The sequence below is a fragment of the Stenotrophomonas sp. STEN225 genome (assembly GCF_056756445.1).
This window is the reverse complement of the sequence record NZ_JBRRBV010000001.1, coordinates 313580-338865: the sequence shown is the minus strand read 5'-3', so window position 1 is coordinate 338865 and position 25286 is coordinate 313580. Positions and strand designations below refer to the sequence as shown.

At 67.0% G+C, this 25286-nt stretch carries 26 protein-coding genes; 10 read left to right on the top strand and 16 right to left on the bottom strand.

The genetic code is table 11. From position 1 onward, the window contains the following. Positions 1-14: 14 nt before the first annotated feature. Positions 15-1451 carry a dihydrolipoyl dehydrogenase gene (gene lpdA, locus ACVOJ1_RS01625; RefSeq protein ID WP_053515369.1) on the top strand — a complete coding sequence of 479 codons (1437 nt, stop codon included), beginning with the start codon at positions 15-17 and terminating at the stop codon, positions 1449-1451. 87 nt (positions 1452-1538) lie between these two features. Here lpdA and ACVOJ1_RS01620 read toward each other — a convergent pair whose 3' ends face one another. The 11 genes from ACVOJ1_RS01620 to ACVOJ1_RS01570 form a co-directional block, all read right to left on the bottom strand. Continuing rightward, on the bottom strand, positions 1539-1796 hold the full coding sequence (locus ACVOJ1_RS01620; protein ID WP_065175461.1) for a hypothetical protein: 258 nt from the start codon (positions 1794-1796) through the stop codon (positions 1539-1541). Beyond that, on the bottom strand, positions 1796-2014 hold the full coding sequence (locus ACVOJ1_RS01615) for a hypothetical protein (protein ID WP_053515365.1): 219 nt from the start codon (positions 2012-2014) through the stop codon (positions 1796-1798). Before ACVOJ1_RS01615 ends, ACVOJ1_RS01620 begins: the two co-directional genes overlap by 1 nt. A 118-nt stretch (positions 2015-2132) precedes the next feature. Then, positions 2133-3722 carry an alkaline phosphatase D family protein gene (locus ACVOJ1_RS01610; protein ID WP_346479913.1) on the bottom strand — a complete coding sequence of 530 codons (1590 nt, stop codon included), beginning with the start codon at positions 3720-3722 and terminating at the stop codon, positions 2133-2135. Further along, positions 3722-5965, bottom strand: a complete 2244-nt coding sequence (locus ACVOJ1_RS01605) for a TonB-dependent receptor family protein (RefSeq protein ID WP_253119556.1) — start codon at positions 5963-5965, stop codon at positions 3722-3724. Before ACVOJ1_RS01605 ends, ACVOJ1_RS01610 begins: the two co-directional genes overlap by 1 nt. 219 nt (positions 5966-6184) lie before the next feature. Next, positions 6185-7609 carry a replicative DNA helicase gene (locus ACVOJ1_RS01600; RefSeq protein ID WP_053515359.1) on the bottom strand — a complete coding sequence of 475 codons (1425 nt, stop codon included), beginning with the start codon at positions 7607-7609 and terminating at the stop codon, positions 6185-6187. A gap of 348 nt (positions 7610-7957) precedes the next feature. Continuing rightward, positions 7958-8518: an NADPH-dependent FMN reductase gene (locus ACVOJ1_RS01595; RefSeq protein ID WP_053515357.1), complete on the bottom strand. Its 561-nt coding sequence runs from the start codon at positions 8516-8518 to the stop codon at positions 7958-7960. Positions 8519-8583: 65 nt separating this feature from the next. Further along, on the bottom strand, positions 8584-10524 hold the full coding sequence (asnB, locus tag ACVOJ1_RS01590; RefSeq protein ID WP_193396162.1) for an asparagine synthase (glutamine-hydrolyzing): 1941 nt from the start codon (positions 10522-10524) through the stop codon (positions 8584-8586). Positions 10525-10527: 3 nt separating this feature from the next. Beyond that, positions 10528-12807 carry a thiamine pyrophosphate-dependent enzyme gene (locus tag ACVOJ1_RS01585; RefSeq protein ID WP_197600296.1) on the bottom strand — a complete coding sequence of 760 codons (2280 nt, stop codon included), beginning with the start codon at positions 12805-12807 and terminating at the stop codon, positions 10528-10530. A gap of 88 nt (positions 12808-12895) precedes the next feature. Then, positions 12896-13555, bottom strand: coding sequence for a glutathione S-transferase family protein (locus ACVOJ1_RS01580; RefSeq protein WP_053515351.1), 660 nt, complete (start codon positions 13553-13555; stop codon positions 12896-12898). A 127-nt stretch (positions 13556-13682) separates the two neighbouring features. Continuing rightward, entirely contained in the window at positions 13683-14225 is a 543-nt protein-coding gene (locus ACVOJ1_RS01575) for a GNAT family N-acetyltransferase (RefSeq protein ID WP_053515349.1), read from the bottom strand. 109 nt (positions 14226-14334) lie between these two features. Then, positions 14335-15177, bottom strand: a complete 843-nt coding sequence (locus tag ACVOJ1_RS01570) for a glycine zipper 2TM domain-containing protein (protein WP_053515348.1) — start codon at positions 15175-15177, stop codon at positions 14335-14337. A 162-nt stretch (positions 15178-15339) separates the two neighbouring features. Between ACVOJ1_RS01570 and ACVOJ1_RS01565 the strand changes: the two genes are divergently transcribed. Together ACVOJ1_RS01565 and ACVOJ1_RS01560 are read left to right on the top strand one after the other, a co-directional pair. Then, entirely contained in the window at positions 15340-15555 is a 216-nt protein-coding gene (locus ACVOJ1_RS01565; RefSeq protein ID WP_053515346.1) for a DUF6116 family protein, read from the top strand. Continuing rightward, entirely contained in the window at positions 15552-16325 is a 774-nt protein-coding gene (locus ACVOJ1_RS01560; RefSeq protein WP_065175469.1) for a TatD family hydrolase, read from the top strand. The genes ACVOJ1_RS01565 and ACVOJ1_RS01560 overlap by 4 nt, the downstream gene beginning before the upstream one ends. A gap of 35 nt (positions 16326-16360) precedes the next feature. On the opposite strand, the gene ACVOJ1_RS01555 is transcribed toward ACVOJ1_RS01560, so the two are convergent. After that, on the bottom strand, positions 16361-17176 hold the full coding sequence (locus tag ACVOJ1_RS01555; RefSeq protein WP_053515341.1) for a tRNA threonylcarbamoyladenosine dehydratase: 816 nt from the start codon (positions 17174-17176) through the stop codon (positions 16361-16363). Positions 17177-17255: 79 nt separating this feature from the next. Between ACVOJ1_RS01555 and ACVOJ1_RS01550 the strand changes: the two genes are divergently transcribed. Continuing rightward, the gene (locus ACVOJ1_RS01550; RefSeq protein ID WP_065175471.1) at positions 17256-17690 is read left to right on the top strand and encodes a hypothetical protein; all 435 of its coding nucleotides are present in this window, start codon (positions 17256-17258) and stop codon (positions 17688-17690) included. A gap of 136 nt (positions 17691-17826) precedes the next feature. Continuing rightward, positions 17827-18321: a glycine zipper 2TM domain-containing protein gene (locus tag ACVOJ1_RS01545; RefSeq protein ID WP_053516924.1), complete on the top strand. Its 495-nt coding sequence runs from the start codon at positions 17827-17829 to the stop codon at positions 18319-18321. Between the two features lie 72 nt (positions 18322-18393). On the opposite strand, the gene ACVOJ1_RS01540 is transcribed toward ACVOJ1_RS01545, so the two are convergent. Then, on the bottom strand, positions 18394-18603 hold the full coding sequence (locus tag ACVOJ1_RS01540) for a cold-shock protein (protein WP_053516923.1): 210 nt from the start codon (positions 18601-18603) through the stop codon (positions 18394-18396). A gap of 236 nt (positions 18604-18839) precedes the next feature. Here ACVOJ1_RS01540 and ACVOJ1_RS01535 point away from each other — a divergent pair, with 236 nt between their 5' ends. The 3 genes from ACVOJ1_RS01535 (at position 18840) to arsC (ending at position 20941) form a co-directional block, all read left to right on the top strand. Then, positions 18840-19325, top strand: coding sequence for a DUF456 domain-containing protein (locus ACVOJ1_RS01535; protein ID WP_065181965.1), 486 nt, complete (start codon positions 18840-18842; stop codon positions 19323-19325). Between the two features lie 120 nt (positions 19326-19445). After that, positions 19446-20600 (top strand): phospholipase A, encoded by a 1155-nt coding sequence (locus tag ACVOJ1_RS01530; RefSeq protein WP_164152661.1) that lies wholly within the window; start codon positions 19446-19448, stop codon positions 20598-20600. Then, entirely contained in the window at positions 20600-20941 is a 342-nt protein-coding gene (arsC, locus tag ACVOJ1_RS01525) for an arsenate reductase (glutaredoxin) (protein WP_111187118.1), read from the top strand. Before ACVOJ1_RS01530 ends, arsC begins: the two co-directional genes overlap by 1 nt. Positions 20942-21007: 66 nt before the next feature. Here the strand turns inward: arsC and ACVOJ1_RS01520 are convergent, their stop codons facing one another. The 3 genes from ACVOJ1_RS01520 to ACVOJ1_RS01510 form a co-directional block, all read right to left on the bottom strand. Continuing rightward, entirely contained in the window at positions 21008-21643 is a 636-nt protein-coding gene (locus tag ACVOJ1_RS01520) for a glutathione S-transferase family protein (RefSeq protein WP_065181963.1), read from the bottom strand. 57 nt (positions 21644-21700) lie between these two features. After that, positions 21701-22042 carry a hypothetical protein gene (locus ACVOJ1_RS01515; protein WP_065181994.1) on the bottom strand — a complete coding sequence of 114 codons (342 nt, stop codon included), beginning with the start codon at positions 22040-22042 and terminating at the stop codon, positions 21701-21703. Positions 22043-22150: 108 nt separating this feature from the next. Next, a complete protein-coding gene (locus ACVOJ1_RS01510; RefSeq protein ID WP_065181962.1) occupies positions 22151-23668 on the bottom strand; it encodes a fumarate hydratase in 1518 nt (505 codons plus the stop codon). 158 nt (positions 23669-23826) lie between these two features. On the opposite strand from ACVOJ1_RS01510, the gene ACVOJ1_RS01505 reads away from it, so the two are divergent. Together ACVOJ1_RS01505 and ACVOJ1_RS01500 are read left to right on the top strand one after the other, a co-directional pair. Continuing rightward, positions 23827-24723 (top strand): RNA polymerase sigma-70 factor, encoded by an 897-nt coding sequence (locus ACVOJ1_RS01505; protein WP_053516916.1) that lies wholly within the window; start codon positions 23827-23829, stop codon positions 24721-24723. A 36-nt stretch (positions 24724-24759) separates the two neighbouring features. Beyond that, on the top strand, positions 24760-25209 hold the full coding sequence (locus ACVOJ1_RS01500; RefSeq protein WP_065181961.1) for a carboxymuconolactone decarboxylase family protein: 450 nt from the start codon (positions 24760-24762) through the stop codon (positions 25207-25209). Positions 25210-25286 lie beyond the last annotated feature (77 nt).

Sequence of the window (25286 nt, the reverse complement as noted above, 5' to 3'; positions counted from 1 at the left end):
CAAGGACTAATTCAATGGCTGAACAATTCGACGTCGTCGTCATCGGTGCGGGCCCGGCCGGTTACCACGCTGCCATCCGCGCGGCCCAGCTGGGCCTGAAGACCGCCTGCATCGACGCAGCGCTGGGCAAGGATGGCAAGCCGGCGCTGGGCGGCACCTGCCTGCGCGTGGGCTGCATCCCGTCCAAGGCGCTGCTGGATTCCTCGCGCCAGTTCTGGAACATGAGCCACATCTTTGGCGACCACGGCATCAGCTTCAAGGACGCCAAGATGGACGTCGAGGCGATGGTTGGCCGCAAGGACAAGATCGTCAAGCAGTTCACCGGCGGCATCGCCATGCTGTTCAAGGCCAACAAGGTCGCCACCTACTACGGCTTCGGCGAACTGCAGCCGGGCAACGTGGTCAAGGTGAAGCAGCACGACGGCTCGGAAGTCGAGCTGAAGGGCACCAACGTCATCATCGCCGCCGGTTCGGATTCGATCGAACTGCCGTTCGCCAAGTTCGACGGCGAGACCATCGTCGACAACGTCGGCGGCCTGGACTTCACCGAAGTGCCGAACCGCCTGGCGGTGATCGGCGCCGGCGTGATCGGCCTGGAGCTGGGCAGCGTGTGGAAGCGCCTGGGCGCTGAAGTCACCATCCTCGAGGCGCTGCCGGAGTTCCTGGCCGTCGCCGACGCCGAAGTCGCCAAGACCGCGGCCAAGGAATTCAAGAAGCAGGGCCTGGACATCCGCCTGGGCGCCAAGGTCTCCAAGACCGAGATCACCGGCAAGGGCAAGAAGAAGGAAGTCGTTGTCACCTACACCGACAGCGAAGGCGAGAAGACCCTGACCGTGGACAAGCTGCTGGTGGCCGTCGGCCGTCGCGCTGCCACCAAGGGCCTGCTGGCCGAAGGCACCGGCGTGAAGGTCAACGAGCGTGGCCAGATCGAAGTCGATGCGCATTGCCACACCGGCGTCGATGGCGTCTGGGCGGTGGGCGACTGCGTGCGCGGCCCGATGCTGGCGCACAAGGGCTTCGAGGAAGGCATCGCCGTGGCCGAACTGATCGCCGGCCTGCCGGGTCACGTCAACTTCGACACGATTCCGTGGGTCATCTACACCGAGCCGGAACTGGCCTGGGTCGGCAAGACCGAAGCACAGCTGAAGGCCGAAGGCATCCCGTACAAGGCCGGCAGCTTCCCGTTCGCCGCCAATGGCCGTGCCGTGGCGATGATCGAGCCGGCAGGTTTCGTGAAGATCCTGGCCCATGCCGAGACCGATCGCATCCTCGGCATGCACCTGGTCGGCGCCAACGTGTCCGAGCTGGTGCACGAAGGCGTGCTGACCATGGAGTTCAGCGGTTCGGCCGATGACCTGGCCCGCATCTGCCACGCCCACCCGTCGCTGTCGGAAGTGGTCCACGACGCGGCGATGGCGGTCAGCAAGCGCGCCATCCACAAGGCCAATTGATCGGCCCGGTGGCATGACAGGAAAACCCCGCCTCGGCGGGGTTTTTTTGTTTGGCCTTCTGATGTGGAGCCGAGCATGGGCCCGGCGCTACACCTTTCCAGCAGGCGGCTCCGGTGCATCGTCACAGATGCGATGCTGCACCACGGTTTCACCCACCTTCCATTCCTTTACCACCCTGCAGCGTTCCTTGGGCCTGTCAGGCTTGGCGAGCTTGGCCGCCGCAGCATCCGCTTCGTCGGCAGCGGCGGTCTGCTGGCGTTCCAGCCAGGCGGACGGTGGTGTCGCGGGCGTGGCAGGGGCCGGCGCCGCGAGCGCCAATACCAGTACCGCGATGGCCGGCGTCATCACGCAGCCACCGGACCGCGGCCGCCACCCAGCAGGCGTGCCGGCAGCATGAACAGCGCGCGCAGGAACGCGAACAGCGCCGAGAACGTGATGCCGACCAGGCGGAACGGCAGGCTCAGCAGCCACACGAACGGCCAGGCGATCAGGGCAAGGATCGCCAACGGCCAGCACAGCACGAACAGCAGGCACCACACGCCCAGCGCGAACAGGGTCTTCATCACGGTCTCCTTGCAGCGGCCCCTTGCCGCCTGCGACCACAGTGCCGCCCTGCCCCGGAGGGAGCAAACGGTTTGCGACGAAACCCGGCAGGGCGCGATGAAACCCGGAACGCAGCCGCTATACCTGCACCGCCCCCGGGCGGCCGTGGGCGACCTGGAAACGCGCGGCGGTCCGCACCGCGGCATCGGTACGCAGCACGCTGTCGGCCAAGCGCAGTTCCGCATCCACGGCCTGCCGGTTGAGCTGCAGCCTCCACCAGCCACGGCGATCGCCGTCGAAATAGCGGATGTGCGGATTCAGGGGAATCGACGGTCCGTAGTAAGGGCCATACGGTGTGTCGTCTCCGCCACTGCTGATGGCGGGGGCGATGAACTCGGTGGCCACCACGGGAGCATCAGCCGCATCGAAGTCCAGCTTCAGATCGTTGACGAAGGTGGAATGCCAGTCGCCTCCCAGCACGATCGCATTGCCCTGCCCGCCCGCCTGCAGCGCCTGCAGCAACCGGTTGCGCGCGGCAGGATACCCATCCCAGGCATCGTTCCAGAACCGCTCGCGCGGGGTGCCGCCGTCCAGCCGCAGCTGCGCCATCAGCAGCTGCTGCACCACCACATTCCAGCGCGTGCCCCGCGCGGCCGCCATCGACTGTGCGAACCACGCCTCCTGGCCGGACCCGAGCATGCTCATGCGCGGGTCCAGTGCCGCCTCGCAGCGCGGTGACTCGCCCACGCCGCAGGGGTTGGCCGGACGGAACTGGCGGCAATCGAGCAGGCTCAGCTGCGCGAGGTCGCCGTAGCGCAGGCGCCGGTGCACCCGCAGGCCACCATTGCCGGCCGGAGCGCTGCGCATGGGCAGGTGCTCGTAGAAGGCGCGATAGGCAGCGGCCCGCCGGACGATGAAGTCCTCCACCGGCACGCTGTCCTTTTCAGGATGGACGCCGGAATAGTCGTTCTGCACCTCATGGTCATCCCAGATCACCGCAAAGGCGTGCGCGGCGTGCGCTGCCTGAAGGTCCGGATCGAGCTTGTACAGCGCGTACTGGTCGCGATAACGCTGCAGACTGACGGTCTCGCCGCTGAATCGCTCCGCATCCAGTGTGCGGCCGCGTACGTTCTGCAGTGGACTGTACTCGTACAGATAGTCGCCGGCATGCAGCACCAGGTCGACATCGCTCCGCGCGATATCACGCAGTACCGGGTAGTAGCCGCTGTTCCAGGCCTGGCAGGTGCACAGGGCCAGGCGCAGCTGCTGCAGCTGCGCGTCCGGCAGCGGCGCGGTGCGGAAGTGGCCGACCGTGCTTTCCTCATCAGCGTCGCAGGCAAAACGGTAGTAATAGTCACGGCCGGGACGAAGGCCATTGATCTCCACGTGCACCGAATGCGCCAGCTCGGGCACCGCTGCGGCGACGCCACGCTGCACCGGACGGCGCATGCCGGGATCTTCAGCCACGAACCAGCGCACCGGCACCGCCCGCGACGGCATGCCACCGCCGTTGAGCGGATCGGGGGCGAGCCGTGTCCACAGCACCGCCCCCTGCGGATCCGGATCGCCGGCGGCGACGCCGAGGGTGAACGGATCGCGGCCCAGACGTGGCCGTGGGCCTGCCGCAGCCAGCCCCGGCATCGCCGCCAGTGCGATCGCCGCCCCCGTACCCTGCCACGCCATGCGCAGCAGGCGACGACGGTGCTCCGGATCCATGGGCCGCTGCATCAGAAGCGCACGGTCGCCGTCGCCATCACCTGCCGCGGCGCACCCACCTGCATGGTCGCCAGGCTGCGCGTGGGATCTGCGGCATAGGTGCCGTTGGTGTTGATCGAAGACAGGTAACGCTTGTCCGCCAGGTTGGTCAGGTTCACTGCCACTGTCAGGTTCTGCGCGGGCCCCAGGGAGCCGAAATCGTAAGCCACCGAGGCGTTGACCAGCCAGTAACTGGGAACCGACAGGTCATTGGTATAGGTCACGTAACGCTTGCCGACATGGTTGGCGGACAGGCGCATGTCCCACGGGCCCGGCGTCCAGGCCAGGGTGCTGGCGAACATCCATTCCGGCGTATCCACGGTCTTCCTGCCGCGGGTCGGTACCACCCCGTTGTTGACGTAGTCGTCGTCGTAGGTGCTGTCGTTCCACGACAGCGCGTTGGACCAGGTCACGTCCTGCACCGGCTTCAGCTGCAGGGTCGCCTCGGCACCGCGGCTGGTCACCGAGCCGACGTTGGAGAACAACGCAGGGCAGCCGAGGATGCCCACGCACTGGGCGATCGCAAGCAGGCGGTTGTCGAACTTCACGTCGTACACGGCGACCGACGCCTCATACCCCTGCCCGTACCCGCGCCAGCCCAGTTCGATCGTGCGCGACTGCTCCGGCTTGAGGTTGCGTGCACTGGCATCGAAGGCCTGCTGCGGCACGTTGAACGGACTGCCCACGCCCAGCGCATAGGCGGCGATGTTCCTGGCGAACGAACCGAAGATTTCATTGCCTTCGTTGAGCTTGAAGTTGAAGCCGGCCTGCGGCAGCAGTCCCTTGCTGGAGGTCAGGCTGCTGTTGTTGGCATAGCTGCCCAGCGGCGTGCGGACGCGGGTGCGGGTGTGCGGCGACTTCGCGCCGATGTCCACCGTCAGGCGGTCGTCGAACAGGCGGAAGCGGTCCTGCACATAGAACTGGCGGGTGATGGTGGTGTAGAGCTGGCGCCACACGCGCTGGTCCGGATTGCGCAGGAAGAAGTCATCGGTGATCGGGCCATCGATGTAGTAGAAGTTGCGCTGCACGCTGTGGCCGTTGTCCTCGTACCACAGGCCGGCTTCCAGCTCGTGCCCGCCGACGTTCCAGGTGAACGCGGAGGTCACGCCGGTACGGTCGATCGCGTACTCGGTGGTGCGGATCGAGATCGGGATCTCGCGCGCGGTGCCCGGATTGGAAGGATTGGACGGACTGAACCAGTGGCCCTGCCCGCGGTTGCTGTGATTGTAGACATTGACCTTCAGGCGCATCGCTTCGTTGAGGCCGAAGTCGCCGGCGACGCTGGAGATATCGTCGTTGCGCAGGCCATGACCGGAGTAGTACGCATCCCAGGGGCTGTTGACGCCGCCACTGAACTGCCCGCGTGCCGCGGCCAGCGCGCGGTCCCAGTCCGGCGCGTAGTTGTCCCAGTTCCAGCCCAGGCGGTCGATCATCTCCAGCGACAGATCCTGGTAGTCCGCCTCGACGCGGCGTGATGCGTTGAACAGCGCGGTGATCCTGCTGTCCACGCCGAAGTTGTAAACCGCCTTGCCGTTGAACTGCTTGAGCTCCTGCGAGCCCTTCCCCTTCCACTTGTCGCCTTCGGAGTACACGCCGGACAGGTACGCGGCGAACCCTTGGTGCTCGCCGGTCTCCAGGCGCGCATAGCTGCGCCGCGCGTTGTCGCTGCCGAAGCCCTGCGCCAGCACCACGCCGTACTCGGTGGAAGGATCGATCGAATAGAACTGGAACACGCCCCCCAGGTTGCTGGTGGACGGCGTCCCCAGCGCGCCGATGCCGGTGGAGACTTCCGCACCGCCCAGGTTCTCGCTGATGACCGCGCGGCTGACATGAAGGCCGTTGCTGTTGCCGTAGCTCATGTTGCCCAGCGGAATGCCGTCCAGCGTGTAGCCAAGCCGGTTCTGGTTGAAGCCGCGCAGGCTGATGCTGGTTGACCACTCGTAGGCACCGGTGGCGTCACCCGACTCGAAATGCACGCCCGGCTTGCTGGCCAGCAGCTTGAGCGGATTCGCGCCCGGCGGCAGCACCTTCATGTCCTCGGCGGTGACACGCTGCACCTGGCGCGCTTCGCCGCGGCCGATCACCGAGATCGAATCGAGGGTGGTCGCCGACTGTGTATCGGAGGTGGGGGCGGTTTCAGCGGCCGCCAGCGACGGCAGCGAGGCACAGACCAGCAGAGCCAGCAGATTGCGGCGGAGCGGAGCGTGGGACGGCATGGGAGGCGGATTCCTTGGACGCGCTGGACGCCAGCGACGGGCGTCGGAAGTGGGAGGACAGCGGCGGCATGGTAGGAAGGCCCAGTTACATGTCAGTTACACGTCATGTGACCATCGCCCGGCAAGGTACGCGCCTTGCGCGCGCACCAACGCAAAGAGCCGGGCACGCGCCCGGCTCTTGCAGAACAGAAGGAGATCGCCGGCCCGCGGCCGGCAGCCCTACTCGAACGAACCGACCGAATCGTGGGCCAGATTGTCGAAACGCGTGTACTCGCCGAAGAACTTCAGTTTGCACGAACCGGTCGGGCCACCACGGTGCTTGCCGATGATGATTTCGGCCAGGCCCTTGTCCGGTGAGTTTTCCTTGTTGTAGTAGTCGTCGCGGTAGATGAACACGATCATGTCCGCGTCCTGCTCGATGGCGCCCGATTCGCGCAGGTCAGCCATCACCGGGCGCTTGTCGGTACGCGTTTCCAGCGAGCGGTTGAGCTGGGAAAGTGCGATCACCGGCACGTTCAGCTCCTTGGCCAAGCCCTTCAGCGAACGCGAGATCTCCGAGATTTCTGTCGCGCGGTTCTCGCTGTTGCCGGGCACGCTCATCAGCTGCAGGTAATCGATCACGATCAGGCCCAGGTCGTGCTCGCGCTTGAGGCGGCGGCACTTGGAGCGCAGCACTTCCGGCGATACGCCCGGCGTGTCGTCGATGAAGATCTTGGTTTCCTTCAGCATCTTGATCGCGCTGGTGACGCGGCTCCAGTCCTCATCTTCCAGCTGGCCCGTACGCAGGCGCTGCGCGTTGATCCGGCCATTGGAGGAGATCAGTCGCATCGCCAGCTGTGATGCGGACATTTCCATCGAGAACACCGCCACGCCCTTCTTCGACTTGATCGCCGCATACTCGGCGATGTTCAGCGCGAAGGTGGTCTTGCCCATCGCCGGGCGCGCGGCCAGGATGATCAGGTCGGTCGGCTGCAGGCCGGCCGTCATCGCGTCGAAATCGTTGTAGCCGGTTGGCAGGCCGGTGATGTTGCCGCCGTTCTCGAAGCGGTTGCGCAGTTCCTCGAAGGCATCCTTCAGCGCGCCGGGCATGGCGACGAAATCCGTACGCCCGCGTGCGCCCTGCTCGGCAATGGCGAACACGCTCTTTTCCGCCGACGCCAGCAGCTCGCTGCTGTCGCGGCCTTCCGGCTGGAAACCATCGTTGACGATGTCGGTACCGACCTGGATCAGCTGCCGCAGCACCGCCTTGTCACGTACGATCTCGGCGTAGGCAGCGATGTTCGCCGCCGACGGCGTGGTGCTGGCCAGTTCGATCAGATAAGCGCCATCCCCTACCAGCTCCAGCTTGCCCTGCGATTCGAACCATTCGCCCAGCGTCACCGCATCGAAGGGTCGGTCACGCTCGGACAACTCGCGGATCGCGCGGTAGATCATCTGATGATCGCGGCGATAGAAGTCGGTCTCGGTCAGCTGGTCGTTGACCCGGTCGAACGCTTCGGGTGCCAGCATCAGGCCACCCAGCACCGCCTGCTCGGCCTCCACCGAATGCGGTGGCACCCGCAGCTGGTCGATGCGCGAATCATCGCGTTCGAAGCCATCACCGCGGTCTCTGCGGTTGGAACGGAAGCCGGGACGGGCGGACATGCGGCGGTGTTTCCTGCAAAAGTGGGGCCAGACGAGTGTAGGCATGCGCCGACCCTGGCGGCCATGGACAAGCCTGTGGATAAGCCGTGGAAGAACGGGGGATATCCGCCGGAGCCTGGCCAGAATGGCGCGGAGGCGTCGCACTGCCTGCGACGGGCGCCCGTGCGACGCCCGAGTGCGTCATTATCGCAGATCAGCCGGCCAGGATCGGATTCCGTGCAGCGTACGGGCTCTGGCCCGCTCAGCTGCAAGTGGGGTCAGAGCCCGCCGCTGCGCGCCGGGATCCGACCCCGGATGTGGCTGGGGTCGGATCCCTCTGCAACGCAGAGGGCTCTGACCCCATACGTCTCAATCGCCCTTCACGTGCACCGCGATCAGCGCCAGGAACCGGTCCACATACCCCTGCAGGAATTCCCGCGTGGCGTCGTTGTGGATCGTACCGTCGGCGTCGATCAGGCCGTCCTTGAAATGAATGAACGCCTCCGGCTGGCCGAGCACATGCATGTCGAGGAAGGCCAGGCTGTTGCGCAGGTGCTGCTGGGCCACCGCGGTGCCGATCTGGCCGATGGACGCACCGATCACCGCAGCCGGCTTGCCTGCGAATGCGCTGTCGCCATAGGGGCGCGAGCCGATGTCGATGGCGTTCTTCAGCACGCCCGGCACCGAACGGTTGTATTCGGGTGTCACGAACAGCACGGCGTCGGCGGCACGCACCTGCTCCTTCAGGCGGACACACGATGGCGGGTAATCGGCGTCGAAATCCTGGTCATACAGGGGAAGGTCGCGGATCTGCACGTACTGGAACCGGGCCCGGTCGCCGGCAAGCTTTTCAAGTGCATGGGCCAGCCGGCGGTTGCATGACTCGCGGCGCAGGCTTCCGACGAACACGGCGATGGTGGGAACGGACATCGGACGGACTCCTCATGGTGCGGGAAACCCATCCTATTCACCGTCCCCTTTCCAGGCAGTGAAGGTCAGCCGCTGATGCTGGCCCGGACCTGGCGCCAGTGGGCCTGCCATGCCTGGAACATCAGCACGTTCCACAGATGCGTGTGCCACTTGCGCTGGCCGCCAAGGAACTGCTGCCACAGCGGCTGCACCGCGGCCGCCGACAGCACGCCTTCGCGTTCCAGCCGCGAAGGCTGCAGCAGATCGTCGGCCCACGGCCGCAGGTCGCCCTTCAGCCAGTCGCTGACAGGCGCACCGAAACCACGCTTGGGCCGGTGCACCATCGCGTGCGGGACGTATCGGCCCAGCACGCGCTTGAGCAGGACCTTGCTGGTCGTTTCACTGCGCTTGAAGCCCAGCGGCAGCGACCAGGCGAACTCGGCCACCCGCCAGTCCAGCAACGGCGCACGCGCCTCCAAGCTGACCGCCATCGAAGTGCGGTCGACCTTGCACAGCAGGTCATCAGGCAGGTAGGTCACGAAATCGGCCAGCATCATCGCGTCTGCCGGCGTGCCCGCGCCGTGCAGCGGATCGGCCAGGTCATAGAAGCTGCCAGCCGGCTGCGCACCGGGCACCACCGCCGCCGGGTCACGCCAGCGCGAAATGCGGTTGCGGTATACATCGCCGATGCCGCGGGCGCCGGTTTCGGCCAGCAGCGCCGCCAGGCCTCCCGTGCGCGATGCCTCGCCCTGCTGCTGCGCGCGGGCACCCATCCAGCGCCGCAGCGGGCCCGGCACGCGACCCAGCATCTGCCAGTTGCGCAGCGCGCGCACGTAGCGGGTGTAGCCGAAGAACAGCTCATCGCCACCATCGCCGGACAAGGCCACGGTCACCCCCTGCCTTGCCAGCCGGGCCACCAGCGCGGTCGGCACCTGCGAGGCATCGGCAAAAGGCTCGTCGAACATCGTCGGCAACTGCGGCACCACCGCCAGTGCGTCGGCCCCGCTGACGTAGAGCTCGGTGTGGTCGCAGCCCAGATGCGCGGCCAGTTCCCTGGCCAGCGGTGCCTCATCGTGGCTTGAATCCTGGAAGCCGATGCTGAAGCTGTGCACCGGCTGCCTGCTCTGCGCCTGCATCAGCGCCGCCACCAGCGACGAATCGGTCCCCCCGGACAGGAACACGCCGACGGGCACGTCCGCGACCATGCGCAACGCCACGGCGTCGCGCAGCAGGGCATCAAGCTGCTCCTCGGCCTCCTCGATGCGGCCCTGGAAGGGTGCGGCCAGTGCGGCCTGCATGCGCGCACGCGCGTCCCAGTACGGACGCTGCGCCTGCTCCGGCCGGTGCGCGCCGGCTCCGGCGGCAACCATCGCCGCATCCACCCGCAGCACCCGGCCGGGCATCAGCTTGTAGCAGCGCTGATGGATGCTGTGCGGCGCCGGGATGTAATCCAGCCGCAACAGCAGCGTCAACGCATCCCGATCGATATCGTTGTCGAACGCTGGATGCTGCCACAGTGCCTTCAGCTCGGAACCGAACACCAGCGCGTCACCGGCCCAGCCGTAGTACAGCGGCTTCTTGCCGACCCGGTCGCGGGCCAGCCAGAGGCACTGCTCGCTGCGGTCCCACAGAGCGATGGCGAACATGCCGTTGCAGCGCTGCAGGGTGTCTTCCAGGCCCCACTGCAGGATCGCAGCCAGCAGCACCTCGGTATCGGAGTGGCCACGGAACGCATGGCCCAGCGGCTCCAGTTCGGCGCGCAGGGCCGCGAAGTTGTAGACCTCGCCGTTGTAGGCCATCACATAGCGGCCGTCGGACGATGCCATCGGCTGGTGGCCCAGCGGGGACAGATCGAGGATGCTCAGCCGGCGGTGCGCCAGTGCGATCCCGGCAGCGGCATCGACCCAGGTGCCACCATCATCCGGCCCGCGATGGTGCAGCGCCTGGCCCATGGCCAGGGCCTGTGCCTGCAGTTCCTCGGCCGGCACCATCGGTGCCGGCAACAGCATTCCCGCCAATCCACACATGCATCAGGGTTCCTGCGCCAGGTCGAGGGCGGCGCCAATCACCGCATTGTCGCTTGGAAGGCCGAACATTGCTGCCCCCGCCAGCGGCGTATAGGTATCGGCGCCGCAGACCCGACGCAGCGGCAGGTGACCGAAGCCGGCCTCGACCAGGGCCGTGACCACCCCCTCGCCCACGCCACCGCTGTGACGCCCCTCGTCCAGCACCAGCACGCGCCGCGCCGTGGCCGCCTGGGTGGCAATGAATCCGCCGTCCAGCGGCACCAGCCAGCGCAGATCGACCACCCTCACCTGCCACCCGAGCTGCTGGTCGATCACCCGCGCGGCACGCAGCGCCATCGGCACGCCATTGCCATAGGTGTAGATCACCAGATCCTGCGCCTCGGGGGCATACACCCGGCCCTCCCCCGGCAGCAGCGCCTGGCCCTGTTGCGGGTAGTCGAACAGCCACTGGCCGTCACCCGGCTCGTGCAGGTCCTTGCTCATGTACAGCGCGATCGGCTCCAGGAACACCGCCACGCGGCCATCCACCCGGGCCAGCGCCGCCAACGTGCGCAGCATCATCACGGCATCGTCGCCACGCGAGGGACAGCCCACCACCAGGCCGGGAATGTCGCGCAGGGCGGTGATCGAATTGTCGTTGTGGAAATGGCCACCGAATCCCTTCTGGTAGCCCAGCCCTGCCACCCGCACCAGCATCGGGTTGCGGAACTGGTCATTGGAGAAGAACTGCAGCGAACACGCCTCGCCACGTATCTGGTCGATGGCATTGTGCAGGTAGGCCAGGTACTGGATCTCGGGGATCGGCAGCATGCCCATGTTGGCCAGCCCCTGCGCCATGCCCAGGATCATGGTCTCGTCCAGCAGCGTGTTGAACACCCGACGCGGGCCGAAACGACGCAGCAGGTCGCGGGTCAAGGTGTACACGCCTCCCTTCTGCGCCACATCCTCGCCGAACAACAGGCTTTGCGGATACTTGCACAGCAGTTCCTGCAGTCCGTGATTGATCTGGATGGCCAGATGACGCGGCGGTTGTCGCTCCGGCAATGCGTCGGCGCCGCCATACAGCGACAGTCGCGCCTCGTCCGCGACCGCGCGCCGGGCCTCGGCGTGCACCGCTGCAGGTGTATAGGGCGCCAGCGGTGCCATCACCTGCTCAAGGGACTGCAGCTTCGGCTGGCGCTCGGCGTCGGCGGCGGCCGCCATGCAGCGCACACGCATCGCTTCATAGGCCGCCTCGACGGCCGCGGCATCCATCCAGCCCGACTCCATCGCGATCTGCGCCGAGCGCAGCAGCGGATCCTGCGCCTCCGCCGCACACAACTCCGGCAACGCGCGCCACTCCACCTCGAAATCGGTACCGGCATGCCCCATCAGCCGCGTGGTACGCAGGTGCAGGAAGGTCGGCCTGCGGGTTGTCCGGCAATGCTCGACCGCGGCCTGCACCTGCGCATGGCCGCTGGCCAGATCCAGCCCGTCAGCGAAGAAGTAGTCCAGTCCCGGCTGGCCGCCAAAGCGCTCGGCGATCCATCCTTCTGGTGTTTTCACCGAAATGCCCAGGCCATTGTCCTCGCAGACGAACAGGATGGGCGCCGGCAGTTTCTGGTAGGCCGACCACATGGCGGTGTTGAACGCCGTCTGTGCGGTGGCGTGATTGGCCGAGGCGTCGCCGAAGGAACAGACCACGATGCTGTCGGCCGGAATCGGCAACGGCTGGCCCAGGCGCTTGCCGCTCTCGATGGCCAACGCAGTGCCCAGCGCCTTGGGCAGGTGCGAGGCGATCGTCGAGGTCTGTGGCAACACCCACAACGGCCGGCTGCCCCACACCTTGTGCCGGCCTCCGCTGGCAGGATCGTCGGCGCTGGCGGCGAACGACAGTGCCGCGTCGCGCACTGGATCCATGCCCGGCACCTGCCGCGCGCGCTCGGCCATGAAGGCGCCGGAGCGGTAGTGCAGGAACGCAGGATCGGTGTGCCGGCAGGCCCGCGCCAACAGCGCATTGCCCTCGTGTCCGGACGAGCCGATGGTGTAGAAGACCTTGTTCTGCACGCGCAGCACGCGTGCCATCAGGTCCAGCTGGCGGCTGGCCAGCTGCGAATCGAACAGGTCGGCAAAGGCCGCCGCGCTGAGCGTGCTGCCTGGCAGGATCGGCGCGTGCGGCGCGGGCCGTGGCCGTGGCGTGCCCCGCCAGCCGCGCACCGCCTCCAGGAAATTGACGTCGCACACTTCGGCGCGGTTGAGCCCGCGCATGCGCGCGGGAATGGGATCTGGAACCACAGCGAACATCGAACACCCTCCGTGTCGTTGTTGCGTAGCGTGGCGCGGGGCCCGCCCGGCTTCCTCGCAGCCGGCCTGCCCGACGCTCCCCCCGGAATCAGGCCACCGCGTTGAATCGCGCCAGCACCTCCGCGCCCACGGCCGGCATCGGCACGAACCGCGGCTGTGCCCGGACCCGCTGCAGCCAGGCCTGCACCTGCGGGAACGGATCAAGGCGGATGCCACCATCGCTGGCAACGTCGGTGTAGGCAAACAGCGCGATATCGGCGATGCCATAACTGCGGCCGGTGAACCAGGGCGACTGCCGCAGGTGCTGTTCCATCACCGCCAGTGCGGTGCTGGCGCGCTCCTGCAGGCGCGGCAGTTCGGCGCGCCGCGGGGAGTCGGCCGGCGTCCAGCCACGGATGAAACGGGCCACCGCCACGCAGGGTTCATGCGTGTACTGCTCGAAGAACATCCAGCTCAACGCCTGCGCCCGCTCCCAGCCATCGCCGGGCAGGTAGGGCGTGCCCTCGGCCAGCCAGAACAGGATCGCGTTCGATTCGGTCAACACGCGGCCGTCCTCGCGCACGATCAACGGCACCTTCGCATTGGGATTCAATGCCAGGAACTCCGGCGTGTGGGTCTGGCCATGGGCGCTGTCCACCTCCACCCAGCGATAGCGGCTGCCGAGGTGTTCCAGCAGCATGCGCACCTTGTGGCAATTGCCTGAAACGGACATGCCATGCACCGTCAACGGAACGCGTTCTTCCACCATTGCCTGCTCCAGGAGACCCGGCCAACGACCGGTTGCGCGCAGTCTGGCAAGCGCGCCCGCCGATGCCAAGCGCGGGTGCAGCATGCCCACCGCGCAGCCCGCCGCTGGATGCAGCCCGTCGGGCCCCTCAGCGCACGCGCTGCTGCCACTGCTGGCGCGACTGCCCCCAGATCTGCATCGGTTTGCCCTGGTACGGCGGCGGCAGCTCGCCCATGCGCAGCAGCGTACTGCCCAGCTTGCGGGCCACGACACGGGAATTCTCGTTGTCCTCGGCAATGGTATGGATCACCTCCTCCCACCCGAGTGCGTTGAAGGCCCAGTCGATCGCAGCGGTCGCCGCCTCCGGCGCGTAGCCCTTGCCCCAGCTGGCACGCCGGATGCTCCAGCCGACCTCGGTGCCCGGCCAGTCCTGTGGCTGCCAGGGCCCCATGCGACCGACCCACTCACCACTGGATTTCTCGATCACGCTGAACATCGAAAAGCCGAACAACTGCCACGCGCCAGCCAGGCTGCAGAATCCACGCCATGCCACTGACGGTGGCTGTACTCCGCCCAGCGTGCGCATCACCTCTTCATCCGCGCAGAACGCCAGATAGGGCTCGAAATCCTCGCGATGCGGTGGGCGCAGGATCAGGCGCTCGGTTTCCAGGCGCAGGTCGAAGATGCTCATGCCGACTCCAGGGCGATGACGGAGCGCCATCATTGCAAATGTCACCCGGCCACAAAAACATACAGGCCGGCAGAAGCCGGCCTGTCGCCTGTCCGCTGCAGCGGCAGGATTACTGGCGGGTCGGTGCCGTGGCGCCGGCTGCCGCTGTCTGCGTGACCAGCTGGCCATCGACCACCGGCAGGCGATCGCTGGCTGGCTTGTTGTCCATGCGCACGGTCTTCTCGGCACCATCATAGCGGTAGGTCACGTTGTAACCCTTGACCACGTCGTTGGTGCCCATGGCGATGCGGTTGCCGGGCTTGCTGGCCATGCGCATGGTGCCGGTGGTGCCGTCCTCGTTGCGATAGGTGACGTTGTAGCCGGTGACACGGCTCGACTCGGAGGTGGCGGTCTCGGTGTGGCACTGGCGCTCGGTGCGGTTGACCACACGGCCACCGACGTGGCGCTTGTCCACCTGGTTGCCGATCAGGCCGCCGGCCACGGCACCGGCTGCGGTCGCCGCCTTCCTGCCATTGCCGCCGCCAACCTGATTACCCAGCAGGCCACCGATCACCGCGCCGGCGACGGTGCCACCGACGTTGCCATCACGCTCGGGCAGGCGTTCCTGCACGACCACATCCTGGCAGACCTCGTGCGGCGTCTGGGTGGTGGAGGTCTCGCGCACCGCGTCGGTGCCGATGACCGTGGCGTACGCCTTCTGCTTTTCGGTGATCGGGTCGACCTTCAGCACATCGGCATACTCCAGGCCGCGCGGCGCGGTGGCATCGAGCTGGTTGCCACGCGCACCATCGTCGGTGCCGCTGCCATCGGCCAGGCGCGATTCGCCGTTGGGGGCGCCGGCGCTGATGGAATCCGGCGAAGGGTTGCCGCTCTTCATGAAGGCGGCCGTGGCGATACCACCCACCAGCAGCGCGCCCGCTGCGACCAGGACAGTTGTAGTTGTGCTTTTCATGACCTGCTCCTTGCGGACCGTCCGCAACGTTCTCGGCACAGATTGCAGCACGGCCTCCCTGAACGGAATCTCCACATTTCCTGCTCGTCGCCGTAACCCATTCAGCATCGGGAAATGCTGGGCCCGTGGTAGCGTTTGCATATTCACCAGGAGGATCCCGCCATGGCCAACCCGATGCTGCTGCCGGTACTGCAATGGGCGCGCCGGCTGCGCTACCCCACGCTGTTCAAGCTCACGGCAGGGCTGTTCGCGCTGACCCTGTTCATTCCCGATCCGCTTCCCTTCGTCGATGAGCTGGTGCTGGGCCTGGGCACACTGCTGCTGGCCAACTGGAAGAGCCGCGGCACCCGCACGCCGCCACCGCTGGAGCAGCGCTGAGCGTGCTGGTCGACAGCCATTGCCATCTCGATGCAGGCGAGTTCGACCCCGACCGTGCCGCCGTGATCGAGCGCGCGCGCGCGGCCGGGGTGCAGTTCCAGGTCGTGCCGGCCGTCACCGCCGCCAGCTGGCCGAAGCTGCGCGAGGTCTGCCAGCAGGCACCCGGCCTGTACCCCGCGTACGGGCTGCATCCGATGTTTCTTGCCGAGCATCGCGCCGGGCACCTTCCGCTGCTGCGGGAATGGATCGAGCGTGAGCGTCCGCGGGCGATCGGCGAATGCGGCCTGGATTATTTCGTGGAAGGCCTGGATGCGGAGGCGCAGCAGACCTATTTCACCGGCCAGCTGCGCTTGGCGCGCGACTTCGACCTGCCGGTGATCGTGCATGCGCGTCGGGCCGTGGATGCGGTGATCGCAGCGATCCGCCGCATCGGTGGCCTGCGCGGCGTGGTGCACAGTTTCTCCGGCAGCCCGGAGCAGGCGGCACAGCTGCATCGGCAGGGCTTCCTGCTGGGTCTGGGCGGCCCCCTGACCTACGAACGGGCACAGCGCCTGCAACGGCTGGTCCGGGAGATGCCGCTGGAGCAGCTGCTGCTGGAAACGGACGCGCCCGATCAGCCCGACGCGGCCATCCGTGGGCAGCGCAATGAGCCGGCACGCCTCTCGATCATCGCGCGCCACGTCGCGGCGTTGCGGCAGACCGACCTGGAGACGGTAGCGAGGACCACGACCGACAACGCGCGGCGGCTGTTCGCGCTGCCGGCCGCCTGATCGCCGTTTCGCCGGGCATGGCCCGGCGCTACCGGTCAAGCCTCAACGGATTCGGACTTGACCCTCTTCGGCTCCAGCAGCATTTCCAGCGCCTTGCCGACGGCGGCAAAGGCGAAGGCACCGGTGATATGGGTGGCTGCCCCCAGCCCTGCGCCGCAATCAAGCTTGAGCGCAGCGTCCGCCCCCAGGTTGGGACGGAGGCCGCAGACACTGCCATCGGCCTGCGGATACTTCACATTCTCCAGCGAGTACACCGCCGGCACGCCGAAGTAACGCTTGGCGTTCTTGGGGAAGTTGAACTCGCTGCGCAGCTTCTTGCGGATCAGCGCCAGCATCGCGTCGTGCTCGGTGCGCGAGACATCGCGGATGCGTACCAGGGTCGGATCGGTGCGGCCACCCGCGGCGCCGACCGTCAGCAGTGGCAGCTTGCGGCGGCGGCACCAGGCGATGGTCTCCACCTTGACCCGGAAGCTGTCGCAGGCATCGATCACCAGATCGAAGCGACGATCAAGCAGTTCCGCCATGTTGGCGGTGGTCAGGAACGCCTGCACCGCGTCGACATCGAGTTCCGGGTTGATCGCCCGGCAGCGCTCGGCCATGGCGTCGGCCTTGTTGCGCCCGTAATTGCCCTCCATCGCCGGCAGCTGCCGGTTGGTGTTGGACACGCAGATGTCGTCCGCATCGATCAGGGTGAGATGGCCGACCGCCGAGCGCGCCAGCGCCTCGACCACCCACGAGCCGACCCCGCCCATGCCGACCACCGCTACGCGGCTGCCCTGCAGGCGCTCGAGCGCACCCACGCCATACAGCCGTTCGATGCCGGCGAAGCGTTGTTTGACCTGTTCGTTCATCGGTCTATTTTAACGTGCAGCGGCCGGCGTCCACAGCACGCCGGGTCGAACCTACCGTTGCACACCCGGAGAGCCCGCCATGAACGCCAGCCCCCCTCGCCCGCCGTCTTCCGCCTATCGCTACCTGTTCGTGCTCGCGCTGGGTCTGCTGATCGGCCTGATCGCCACGGTGATGGTCGGCCGCGCCCTGCAGGCCCGCCGTGACCCCTTCCCGGACAGCCTGATGCAGGTGATGCAGCGGCAATCCCAGTTGCTGCAGCAGGCTCAACAGCAGAACCGCTGCAGCCTGGCCGACAGCGTGCCGCGCCTGCAGACGCTGCGCCTGCTCTCCAACGACCTGGACCTGGCCTTCCCCGGCCTGAAGGACAGCGCGCAGTTCCAGCAGCATGCCAGCCAGTACCGGGCCGGCCTCAATGCCGCCCTGGCGACGCCACCGGCAGACTGCACCGCGCTGGCCCAGGTGGTGCAGACGCTGCAGGCGGACTGCCGCGCCTGCCATCAGGATTTCCGTTGAACAGCGTTCATCCCGCAGCCGGTCATGGCGGCGTTGATTGGCGTCTTGTTCACGTTGGAAAGGAGACGATTCGCGCACCCTGCTGCATGACGCAGTACCACCCAACACATCCGCCTTCACGGCCAGGAGACGCCCCATGAAGATCCAGCTCATCGCCGCCAGTGCCATCGCCACCCTCGCCCTGGCCGGCTGCGCCACCTCGCCGGGTTACGGCGGCGGCGGCTACAACAATGGGTACAACAACGGCGGCTACGGCAACAACTCCGGCTACAACCAGGGCCGTTGCGCCGACTGCGGCATCGTCACCCGCATCAACACCGTGCAGTCCGGCCGCACTGCGCCCAGCGCGACCGGCGCGATCCTCGGCGGCATTGTGGGTGCGGTTGCCGGCCATGAGATCTCCGACCACACCGGCGGCAGCCGCGGCAACAAGAACATCGCCGCAGCGGCGGGTGCCGTGGGTGGCGCGCTGGCCGGCAACCAGATCCAGAAGAACGTGACCAGCGATACGTATGACATCAGCGTGCGCATGGATGACGGACGCACCATCGTCGTCAACCAGCGTGATCTGGGCGGCATCCGCGAAAACACCTACGTTCGCGTGGTCAACGGCCGGGTGATCCTGCGCTGATCCGCTGCCGGCCCCGGACAAAGAAAAAGGCCCGCTTGCGCGGGCCTTTTTCATGTGACGGCTGCAGACCGGTCAGATCGGCTGCACGGCGTCGGCCTGCAGGCCCTTCTGGCCCTGCACGACGGTGAAGGTGACCTTCTGGCCTTCCTTCAGGCTCTTGAAGCCTTGGGTCTGGATGGCGCGGAAGTGCACGAACACGTCTTCGCCGTTTTCACGGCTGATGAAGCCGAAGCCCTTTGCATCGTTGAACCACTTGACAGTACCGTTCTCGCGTTCGGACATCTCACTAACTCCCTGATGACTCTCTCTTGTTGTTGGAAACGCCTTGTGGGCGGCTGACAAGCAAGGGGGAAGCGAGGTGCATCGATGCAGCGGATCGGGAAGATCTTGCTTCATCAGGCCACGATCCACGGTGACCTTGCCAAGCTCAGCGACTGCAACTTAACCCGGCCAAAACGAAAAAGCAACTGGCAAAATCTTTCACTGTCAACCCCAAAAAGACAACCATACGGGACAGCATGGGCCTCTCATTCATCTTGTATCTGCTAGCGGTCATTTTTGTCCTCGTTGGTATTGCCGGCATCGTCCTGCCGGCACTTCCCGGCGTCCCGCTGGTGTTCGTCGGCCTGCTGCTGGCAGCGTGGGCCGACGGCTTCACCCATGTCGGCTGGCCAACCCTGCTGGTACTGGGCGTGCTGACCCTGCTTTCGCTGCTGGCCGATGTACTGGCCACGGTGGTCGGGGCCCAGCGTGTCGGGGCCAGCCGCAAGGCGCTGTGGGGCACCTTCATCGGCAGCATCGCCGGTCTGTTCTTCATGCCCATCGGCCTGTTCGCCGGCCCGCTGGTCGGCGCTCTGCTGGGCGAGTACTGGCACACGCGCGAGCTGGGCCGCTCGACCAAGGTTGGCCTCGCCACCTGGCTGGGCATCCTGCTGGGCCTGGCGCTGAAACTGGCGATGGTCATCGCGATGCTGGGCCTGTTCGCGTTCGCCTGGTTCCTGTAACGCACGATCTTCACGCCACGCGCACACCTGCGCCGGGCATAACTCCATGGGGCTGGCCGTTGCTGCGGGCAGCCGCCACACTGTGCGTCTTCCCGTAGTCATCCCGAAGGGCCTGCTGCAATGACCCTCCCGCCGTTGTTCCCCCGTCTGGCGCCGTTGGCGCTTGCCCTGGCCAGCGCGCCGCTGGCCGCGCAGGAAATCGCGCCTGCCACGACCACCACGCCGGCCGGTTGCGCGGCCATTGAAACCGACGCCGCCCGGCTGTCGTGCTACGACCGCCTGTTCGGCCGTAACGCTCCGGCCACTGCCGAAGCCGATGCCGCCGCGCAGCAGGCTGCGCAGGCGCTGCGCGAACAGCGTCGCGCCGCCCGCCTGAGCCAGGGCGAAGAGAACCTGCGGGCGCGGGTCGGCGATGTGCTGCGCCCCGCCCCCGACGACAGCGCCCTGGCCAATGCAGGCCGCGGTTCCCTGCTGGACAGCCGCTGGGAACTGGCGGAAGACTCGAAGCTGGGACCGTTCCAGCTGCGGGCCTACAAGCCGGTGTACCTGCTGCCGGCGTTCTGGACCAGCGACAAGAACCAGATGCCGCAGTCGCCGAATCCGGCCAACAGCGTGACCGAGCCGCAGGCGCTGGACAGTGCCGAGCTGAAGTTCCAGATCAGCTTCAAGACCAAGATCGCCGAGAACCTGTTCGGCGACAACGGCGACATCTGGGCCGGCTATACCCAGAGCTCGCGCTGGCAGGCCTACAACGCCGAGAATTCGCGCCCGTTCCGCGAGACCAATTACGAGCCGGAAGTGATGATGGTGTTCCGCAACGGCTACTCGATTGGTGGCTGGCGCGGACGCATGACCGGCATCAGCCTCAACCATCAGTCCAACGGCCGTGCCGATCCCCTTTCGCGCAGCTGGAACCGGGTGATGCTCAACGTCGGGCTGGACCGCGAGAACTGGGCGCTGGTGCTGCGGCCCTGGTACCGCATTCCCGAAACGCGCAGCGATGACAACAACCCGGACATCGAGGATTACATGGGCCGCGGCGACGCGACCCTGATCTGGAACCGCAATGGCCACGAAGTGTCCCTGATGGCGCGCCATTCGCTGCGTACCGGCGACCGTTCGCATGGCGCCCTGCAGCTCGACTACGGTTTCCCGATCAGCAACCTGCTGCGCGGCCACATCCAGGTCTTCGACGGATACGGCGAAAGCCTGATCGACTACAACCACAAGGCCACCTACGTGGGCGTGGGCGTGTCGCTGCTGGAATGGTTCTGATGGGCGTGACGATCTGGCACAACCCGGCGTGCAGCAATTCGCGCGGCGCACTGAAGCTCATCCGCGACGCCGGCATCGAGCCGGAGGTGATCGAGTACCTGCAGGCACCGCCCGACGTGGCGACCCTGCGCCAGCTGCTTGCCGAATCCGGGCTGGCCGCCGCCGACCTGGTGCGCAGCAAGGAACCGGAGTTTGCCGGTCTTGCGCTGGCCGGGGCCGATGAGGCGACCCTGCTGGCGGCGATGGCGACGCACCCGCGCCTGATCAACCGGCCCGTGGTGCGCACGGCCAAGGGCACGCGCCTGTGCCGCCCGCCGGAAACGGTGCTGGAGATCCTGTAGCCCGGACGCACCACCCGGCAGCGCCGGGCCATGCCCGGCGGCACGCGCTCGGCTCAACGCCGGCGATCACCGCCAGTCGCTGATGCCTTCGCGTCGATAGACTTCCGCGAAGGCGGGGCGCGCCTTCAGCGCGGTTGCGTGCGCCTTCAGCACCGGCCAGGTGTCAGTGGGTCGGGGCATGTTGCGCGACCAGCGCATCAGCATCACCAGCATGAAATCGACCACGCTGGGCGCGTCGCCCAGCAGGTAAGGCCCGTGCGCCTGCAGGTGCGCCGCCACATGCTGCCAGGCCGCCTCCAGCTGCTGCCGGGCCATCGCACGCGTTGCCTCCACGCAGGCCTCGCCCGCCGCTTCGTGCGGATAGAACCATGCACGATAGGCAGGCTGCAGGGTGTTGGCGCACCAGAACATCCAGCGATAGGCCTCGCCCCGCGCGGGCGTGCCCACGGCCGGCAGCAACCCCGCTTCGGGATGGCGGTCGGCCAGGTACAGTGCGATGGCCGCCGCCTCGGTCAACAGCAGGCCATCGATCCTCAGGGTCGGCACCCTCCCGGCCGGATTCAACGCCAGGTAGTCCGCCGCCTTGTGCTCGCGCCTGTCGAAATCCAGCAGCACCAGTTCGTGCTCGATGCCCAGTTCGATCAGCAGCCAGTGCACGACCAGCGAAGCGGTACTCGACGAACCATACAGGGTGGTGCTCATGCGCGGGATCCGTTGCGGGTGGAGCCAGCGATTATGCGCCCGCCCGGCGGCCACTGCTCAACCGCAGCTGCTCATGCAGGTGTCGCGACGTTCGCCGCAGCTCATCATCGGCTGCCGCAGCGTGCAGTCATGCGCCTTCAGTTCGCACGAGCGGCGCAGATCGGCATTGGCGATGTCCTTGCAGCGCTTGTCGGCAGCCGGAGCCATCTGCTGTTCGCAGCTGCTCTGCCGACTGCCCAGGCTGTCCGCCTGCGCCATGCAGCTGCGATGGCTGGCCTGGCACTGCATGCGGCATTGCGCCGATGCGCTGAAATCCGCTCCTTCATACGAGGAGGAGGTGCTGCTGCAGCCGACCAGTGCGAACAGCCCGGCAAGCGCGAAGTTCCGTAACAGCGGCATGAACGTTCCCGGTTCGAGTCGCATGGAAACTAGCAGATGTTCCGTGCCGGCTCGTTAAACGACAAACGGCGCCAACAGGCGCCGTTTGCCACCAAACGTGTGCCGCGCTTACTCCACCACCACCGGAATCTTGCCGATGCGGGCCTGCCATTCGCGCGGGCCGGTCTTGTGCACCGATTCGCCGGTGGAGTCGACCGCCACTGTCACCGGCATGTCCTGCACGGTGAACTCGTAGATCGCTTCCATGCCGAGATCGGCGAACCCGACCACCTTGGCCGCCTTGATCGCCTTGGACACCAGGTAGGCCGAGCCACCGACCGCCATCAGGTACGCCGACTTGTTGTCACGGATCGCCTCGATCGCAGCCGGGCCGCGCTCGGCCTTGCCGACCATGCCCAGCAGACCGGTCTGTTCCAGCACCTGGCGGGTGAACTTGTCCATGCGCGTTGCCGTGGTCGGCCCGGCCGGACCGACCACTTCATCGCGCACCGGATCGACCGGGCCGACGTAGTAGATGAAGCGTCCCTTCAGATCGACCGGCAGTTCCTCGCCCTTGTTGAGCATGTCAACCATGCGCTTGTGCGCGGCGTCGCGGCCGGTCAGCAGCTTGCCGTTGAGCAGAAGCGTCTGGCCCGGCTTCCAGCTGGCCACCTCCTCCGGGGTGATCGTATCCAGGTCCACCCGGGTGCCCTTGGAGGCGTCGTAGGTCAGCTTCGGCCAGTCCTCCAGCGACGGCGGATCCAGCATCACCGGACCGCTGCCATCCAGGGTGAAGTGCGCGTGGCGGGTCGCGGCGCAGTTCGGGATCATCGCCACCGGCAGGTTGGCCGCGTGGGTCGGGTAATCGTTGATCTTGATGTCCAGCACCGTGGTCAGGCCACCCAGGCCCTGGGCGCCGATGCCCAGCGCATTGACCTTCTCGTACAGCTCCAGGCGCAGCTCTTCGATCCGGTTGGACGCTCCACGGGCCTGCAGCTCGGTGATGTCGATCGGCTCCATCAGCGCTTCCTTGGCCAGCAGCATGGCCTTCTCCGCAGTGCCGCCGATGCCGATGCCCAGCATGCCCGGCGGGCACCAGCCGGCCCCCATGGTCGGCACGGTCTTGAGCACCCAGTCGACGATGGAGTCGGACGGATTGAGCATGGCGAACTTGGTCTTGGCTTCCGAGCCGCCACCCTTTGCGGCCACGATCACATCCACCTTGTTGCCCGGCACGACCTTGACGTTGACCACGCCCGGGGTGTTGTCCTTCGTGTTGATGCGCTTGCCGGCCGGATCCGCCAGCACCGAAGCACGCAGCTTGTTGTCCGGATGCAGATAGGCGCGGCGCACGCCTTCATTGGCCATGTCTTCCACGCCCATGGTGGCGTCGTCCCAGCGCACATCCATGCCGATTTCCAGGAACACGGTGACGATGCCGGTGTCCTGGCAGATCGGACGATGGCCTTCGGCGCACATCCGCGAATTGATCAGGATCTGGGCCATCGCCTCCTTCGCGGCCGGCGACTCCTCGCGCTCGTAGGCAGCGGCGAGATTCTTGATGTAGTCGACCGGGTGGTAGTACGAGATGTACTGCAGCGCGTCGGCGATGGACTGGATGAGGTCTTCCTGCTTGATCGATGTCACGGCTTGCTCGCTTGCTCGAGGCTGGCGGGGGTAATCCGCCCATTTTACCCCCTCCCCGGCTGCGGGTAGAGTCTATGGGGTCAGAACCCTTTCCCGGGGAAAGGGTTCTGACCCCAAGCCCTTGTCACGCCCCTGCCCGCTGCGGCGTCCTTGCCCGCATGAACGCCGAAACCGCCTTCCAGACCCACCGTCCGCGCCTGATGGCCCTCGCCTACCGCCTGCTGGGCAGCCGCGCCGACGCCGAGGACGTCGTCCAGGACGCCTGGCTGCGCTGGTCCGGCGCCGACCCGGCCAGCGTCCGCGATGCCGAGGCATGGCTGGTCACCACCACCACGCGCCTGGGACTGGACCGTCTGCGTGCGGCCAAGCGCGAGCGCGCGCATTACGTGGGCCCGTGGCTGGCTGAACCGATGGCGGTCACCCTGGAGCCGGACCCGGCGCCCGGCCCGGCCCAGTTGCATGCCCTGGCTGATGATGTATCGGTGGCTTTCCTGACCCTGCTTGAACAGCTCGGCCCGGAGGAACGCGCCGCGTTCCTGCTGAAGGAAGCGTTCGACCACGACTATCGCGAGATCGCCGACCTGATCGGCCACAGCGAGGCCAACTGCCGGCAACTGGTGCACCGGGCCCGGCAGCGGCTGCAAGCCGGCCGGCCGCGCTTCAATGCCGACGCCGGCCAGCACCGGCAGTTGCTGGCACGCTTCATGGATGCGTCGCAGCGTGGCGACAGCGAGGCGATCCAGGCCCTGCTGCATGCCAACGCGCTGATGGTCTCCGATGGAGGCGGCGTGGTCACCGCAGCGGTGCGCCCGCTGCGGGGTGCCGAACGCATCGGCCGCCTGTTCTGGGCCATTGCCCGCCGCGGCGGCACGCACCCGGCCCGGCTGGGCTACGTCAACGGCGAGCCGGCGATCCTGGGCTTCGACGGCGATCGCCTGCATTCGGTCACCACCATCGAGGTGATCGATGGCCGCATCGCGCGCCTGTACAGCGTGCTCAATCCGGAAAAACTGCCAGCGGTTGTCACGCACGCAGACGCGGCGGCGTCCTGGTAAGGGAAGGCGGCCATCGGGGCCGCCGTGGAGCCCACGATGTCCAACCCCGCCTCACCCCGCGTTCCCTATACCCGCTTGGCCGCCAAGGCTTTCAAGGGCCTGCTCGATACCAGCCAGGCAGTGCATGACAGTTCGATCGATCCGACCCTGATGGAACTGGTGTTCCTGCGCGTGTCGCAGCTCAACGGCTGCGGCTACTGCATGGACATGCACGGGACGGCGCTGCGCAAGAGTGGCATCGAGCCGCGCAAGCTGGACACCCTGCCCGCCTGGCACGAAAGCCGCTTCTTCGATGCGCGTGAGCGCGCAGCGCTGGGCTGGGCCGAGGCCCTGACCCGGCTCACCGACGCCGCGCCATCGCAGGCAGCGTTCGATGCGCTGGCACCGCACTTCGATGAGAAGGGCATCAGCGACCTGAGCATGGGCATCGCGGTGATCAACGCCTGGAACCGCCTCGGCGCCGGCCTGCTGCCGCCGCTGCCCTGATCCACAAGAGTGCGGGGCCTCGCCCAGCGCGGCTCCGCACCGGTGGCGCGCTGACGCGCGCTCCCTGCGGGCGTCGC

Excerpts from the sequence above, each read along its gene's own strand:
- lpdA (WP_053515369.1), top strand. The coding sequence starts at position 15 with ATGGCTGAACAATTCGACGTCGTCGTCATCGGTGCGGGCCCGGCCGGT.
- ACVOJ1_RS01620 (WP_065175461.1), bottom strand. The coding sequence starts at position 1,796 with ATGACGCCGGCCATCGCGGTACTGGTATTGGCGCTCGCGGCGCCGGCC.
- ACVOJ1_RS01615 (WP_053515365.1), bottom strand. The coding sequence starts at position 2,014 with ATGAAGACCCTGTTCGCGCTGGGCGTGTGGTGCCTGCTGTTCGTGCTG.
- ACVOJ1_RS01610 (WP_346479913.1), bottom strand. The coding sequence starts at position 3,722 with ATGCAGCGGCCCATGGATCCGGAGCACCGTCGTCGCCTGCTGCGCATG.
- ACVOJ1_RS01605 (WP_253119556.1), bottom strand. The coding sequence starts at position 5,965 with ATGCCGTCCCACGCTCCGCTCCGCCGCAATCTGCTGGCTCTGCTGGTC.
- ACVOJ1_RS01600 (WP_053515359.1), bottom strand. The coding sequence starts at position 7,609 with ATGTCCGCCCGTCCCGGCTTCCGTTCCAACCGCAGAGACCGCGGTGAT.
- ACVOJ1_RS01595 (WP_053515357.1), bottom strand. The coding sequence starts at position 8,518 with ATGTCCGTTCCCACCATCGCCGTGTTCGTCGGAAGCCTGCGCCGCGAG.
- asnB (WP_193396162.1), bottom strand. The coding sequence starts at position 10,524 with ATGTGTGGATTGGCGGGAATGCTGTTGCCGGCACCGATGGTGCCGGCC.
- ACVOJ1_RS01585 (WP_197600296.1), bottom strand. The coding sequence starts at position 12,807 with ATGTTCGCTGTGGTTCCAGATCCCATTCCCGCGCGCATGCGCGGGCTC.
- ACVOJ1_RS01580 (WP_053515351.1), bottom strand. The coding sequence starts at position 13,555 with ATGGTGGAAGAACGCGTTCCGTTGACGGTGCATGGCATGTCCGTTTCA.
- ACVOJ1_RS01575 (WP_053515349.1), bottom strand. The coding sequence starts at position 14,225 with ATGAGCATCTTCGACCTGCGCCTGGAAACCGAGCGCCTGATCCTGCGC.
- ACVOJ1_RS01570 (WP_053515348.1), bottom strand. The coding sequence starts at position 15,177 with ATGAAAAGCACAACTACAACTGTCCTGGTCGCAGCGGGCGCGCTGCTG.
- ACVOJ1_RS01565 (WP_053515346.1), top strand. The coding sequence starts at position 15,340 with ATGGCCAACCCGATGCTGCTGCCGGTACTGCAATGGGCGCGCCGGCTG.
- ACVOJ1_RS01555 (WP_053515341.1), bottom strand. The coding sequence starts at position 17,176 with ATGAACGAACAGGTCAAACAACGCTTCGCCGGCATCGAACGGCTGTAT.
- ACVOJ1_RS01550 (WP_065175471.1), top strand. The coding sequence starts at position 17,256 with ATGAACGCCAGCCCCCCTCGCCCGCCGTCTTCCGCCTATCGCTACCTG.
- ACVOJ1_RS01545 (WP_053516924.1), top strand. The coding sequence starts at position 17,827 with ATGAAGATCCAGCTCATCGCCGCCAGTGCCATCGCCACCCTCGCCCTG.
- ACVOJ1_RS01540 (WP_053516923.1), bottom strand. The coding sequence starts at position 18,603 with ATGTCCGAACGCGAGAACGGTACTGTCAAGTGGTTCAACGATGCAAAG.
- ACVOJ1_RS01535 (WP_065181965.1), top strand. The coding sequence starts at position 18,840 with ATGGGCCTCTCATTCATCTTGTATCTGCTAGCGGTCATTTTTGTCCTC.
- ACVOJ1_RS01530 (WP_164152661.1), top strand. The coding sequence starts at position 19,446 with ATGACCCTCCCGCCGTTGTTCCCCCGTCTGGCGCCGTTGGCGCTTGCC.
- arsC (WP_111187118.1), top strand. The coding sequence starts at position 20,600 with ATGGGCGTGACGATCTGGCACAACCCGGCGTGCAGCAATTCGCGCGGC.
- ACVOJ1_RS01520 (WP_065181963.1), bottom strand. The coding sequence starts at position 21,643 with ATGAGCACCACCCTGTATGGTTCGTCGAGTACCGCTTCGCTGGTCGTG.
- ACVOJ1_RS01515 (WP_065181994.1), bottom strand. The coding sequence starts at position 22,042 with ATGCCGCTGTTACGGAACTTCGCGCTTGCCGGGCTGTTCGCACTGGTC.
- ACVOJ1_RS01505 (WP_053516916.1), top strand. The coding sequence starts at position 23,827 with ATGAACGCCGAAACCGCCTTCCAGACCCACCGTCCGCGCCTGATGGCC.
- ACVOJ1_RS01500 (WP_065181961.1), top strand. The coding sequence starts at position 24,760 with ATGTCCAACCCCGCCTCACCCCGCGTTCCCTATACCCGCTTGGCCGCC.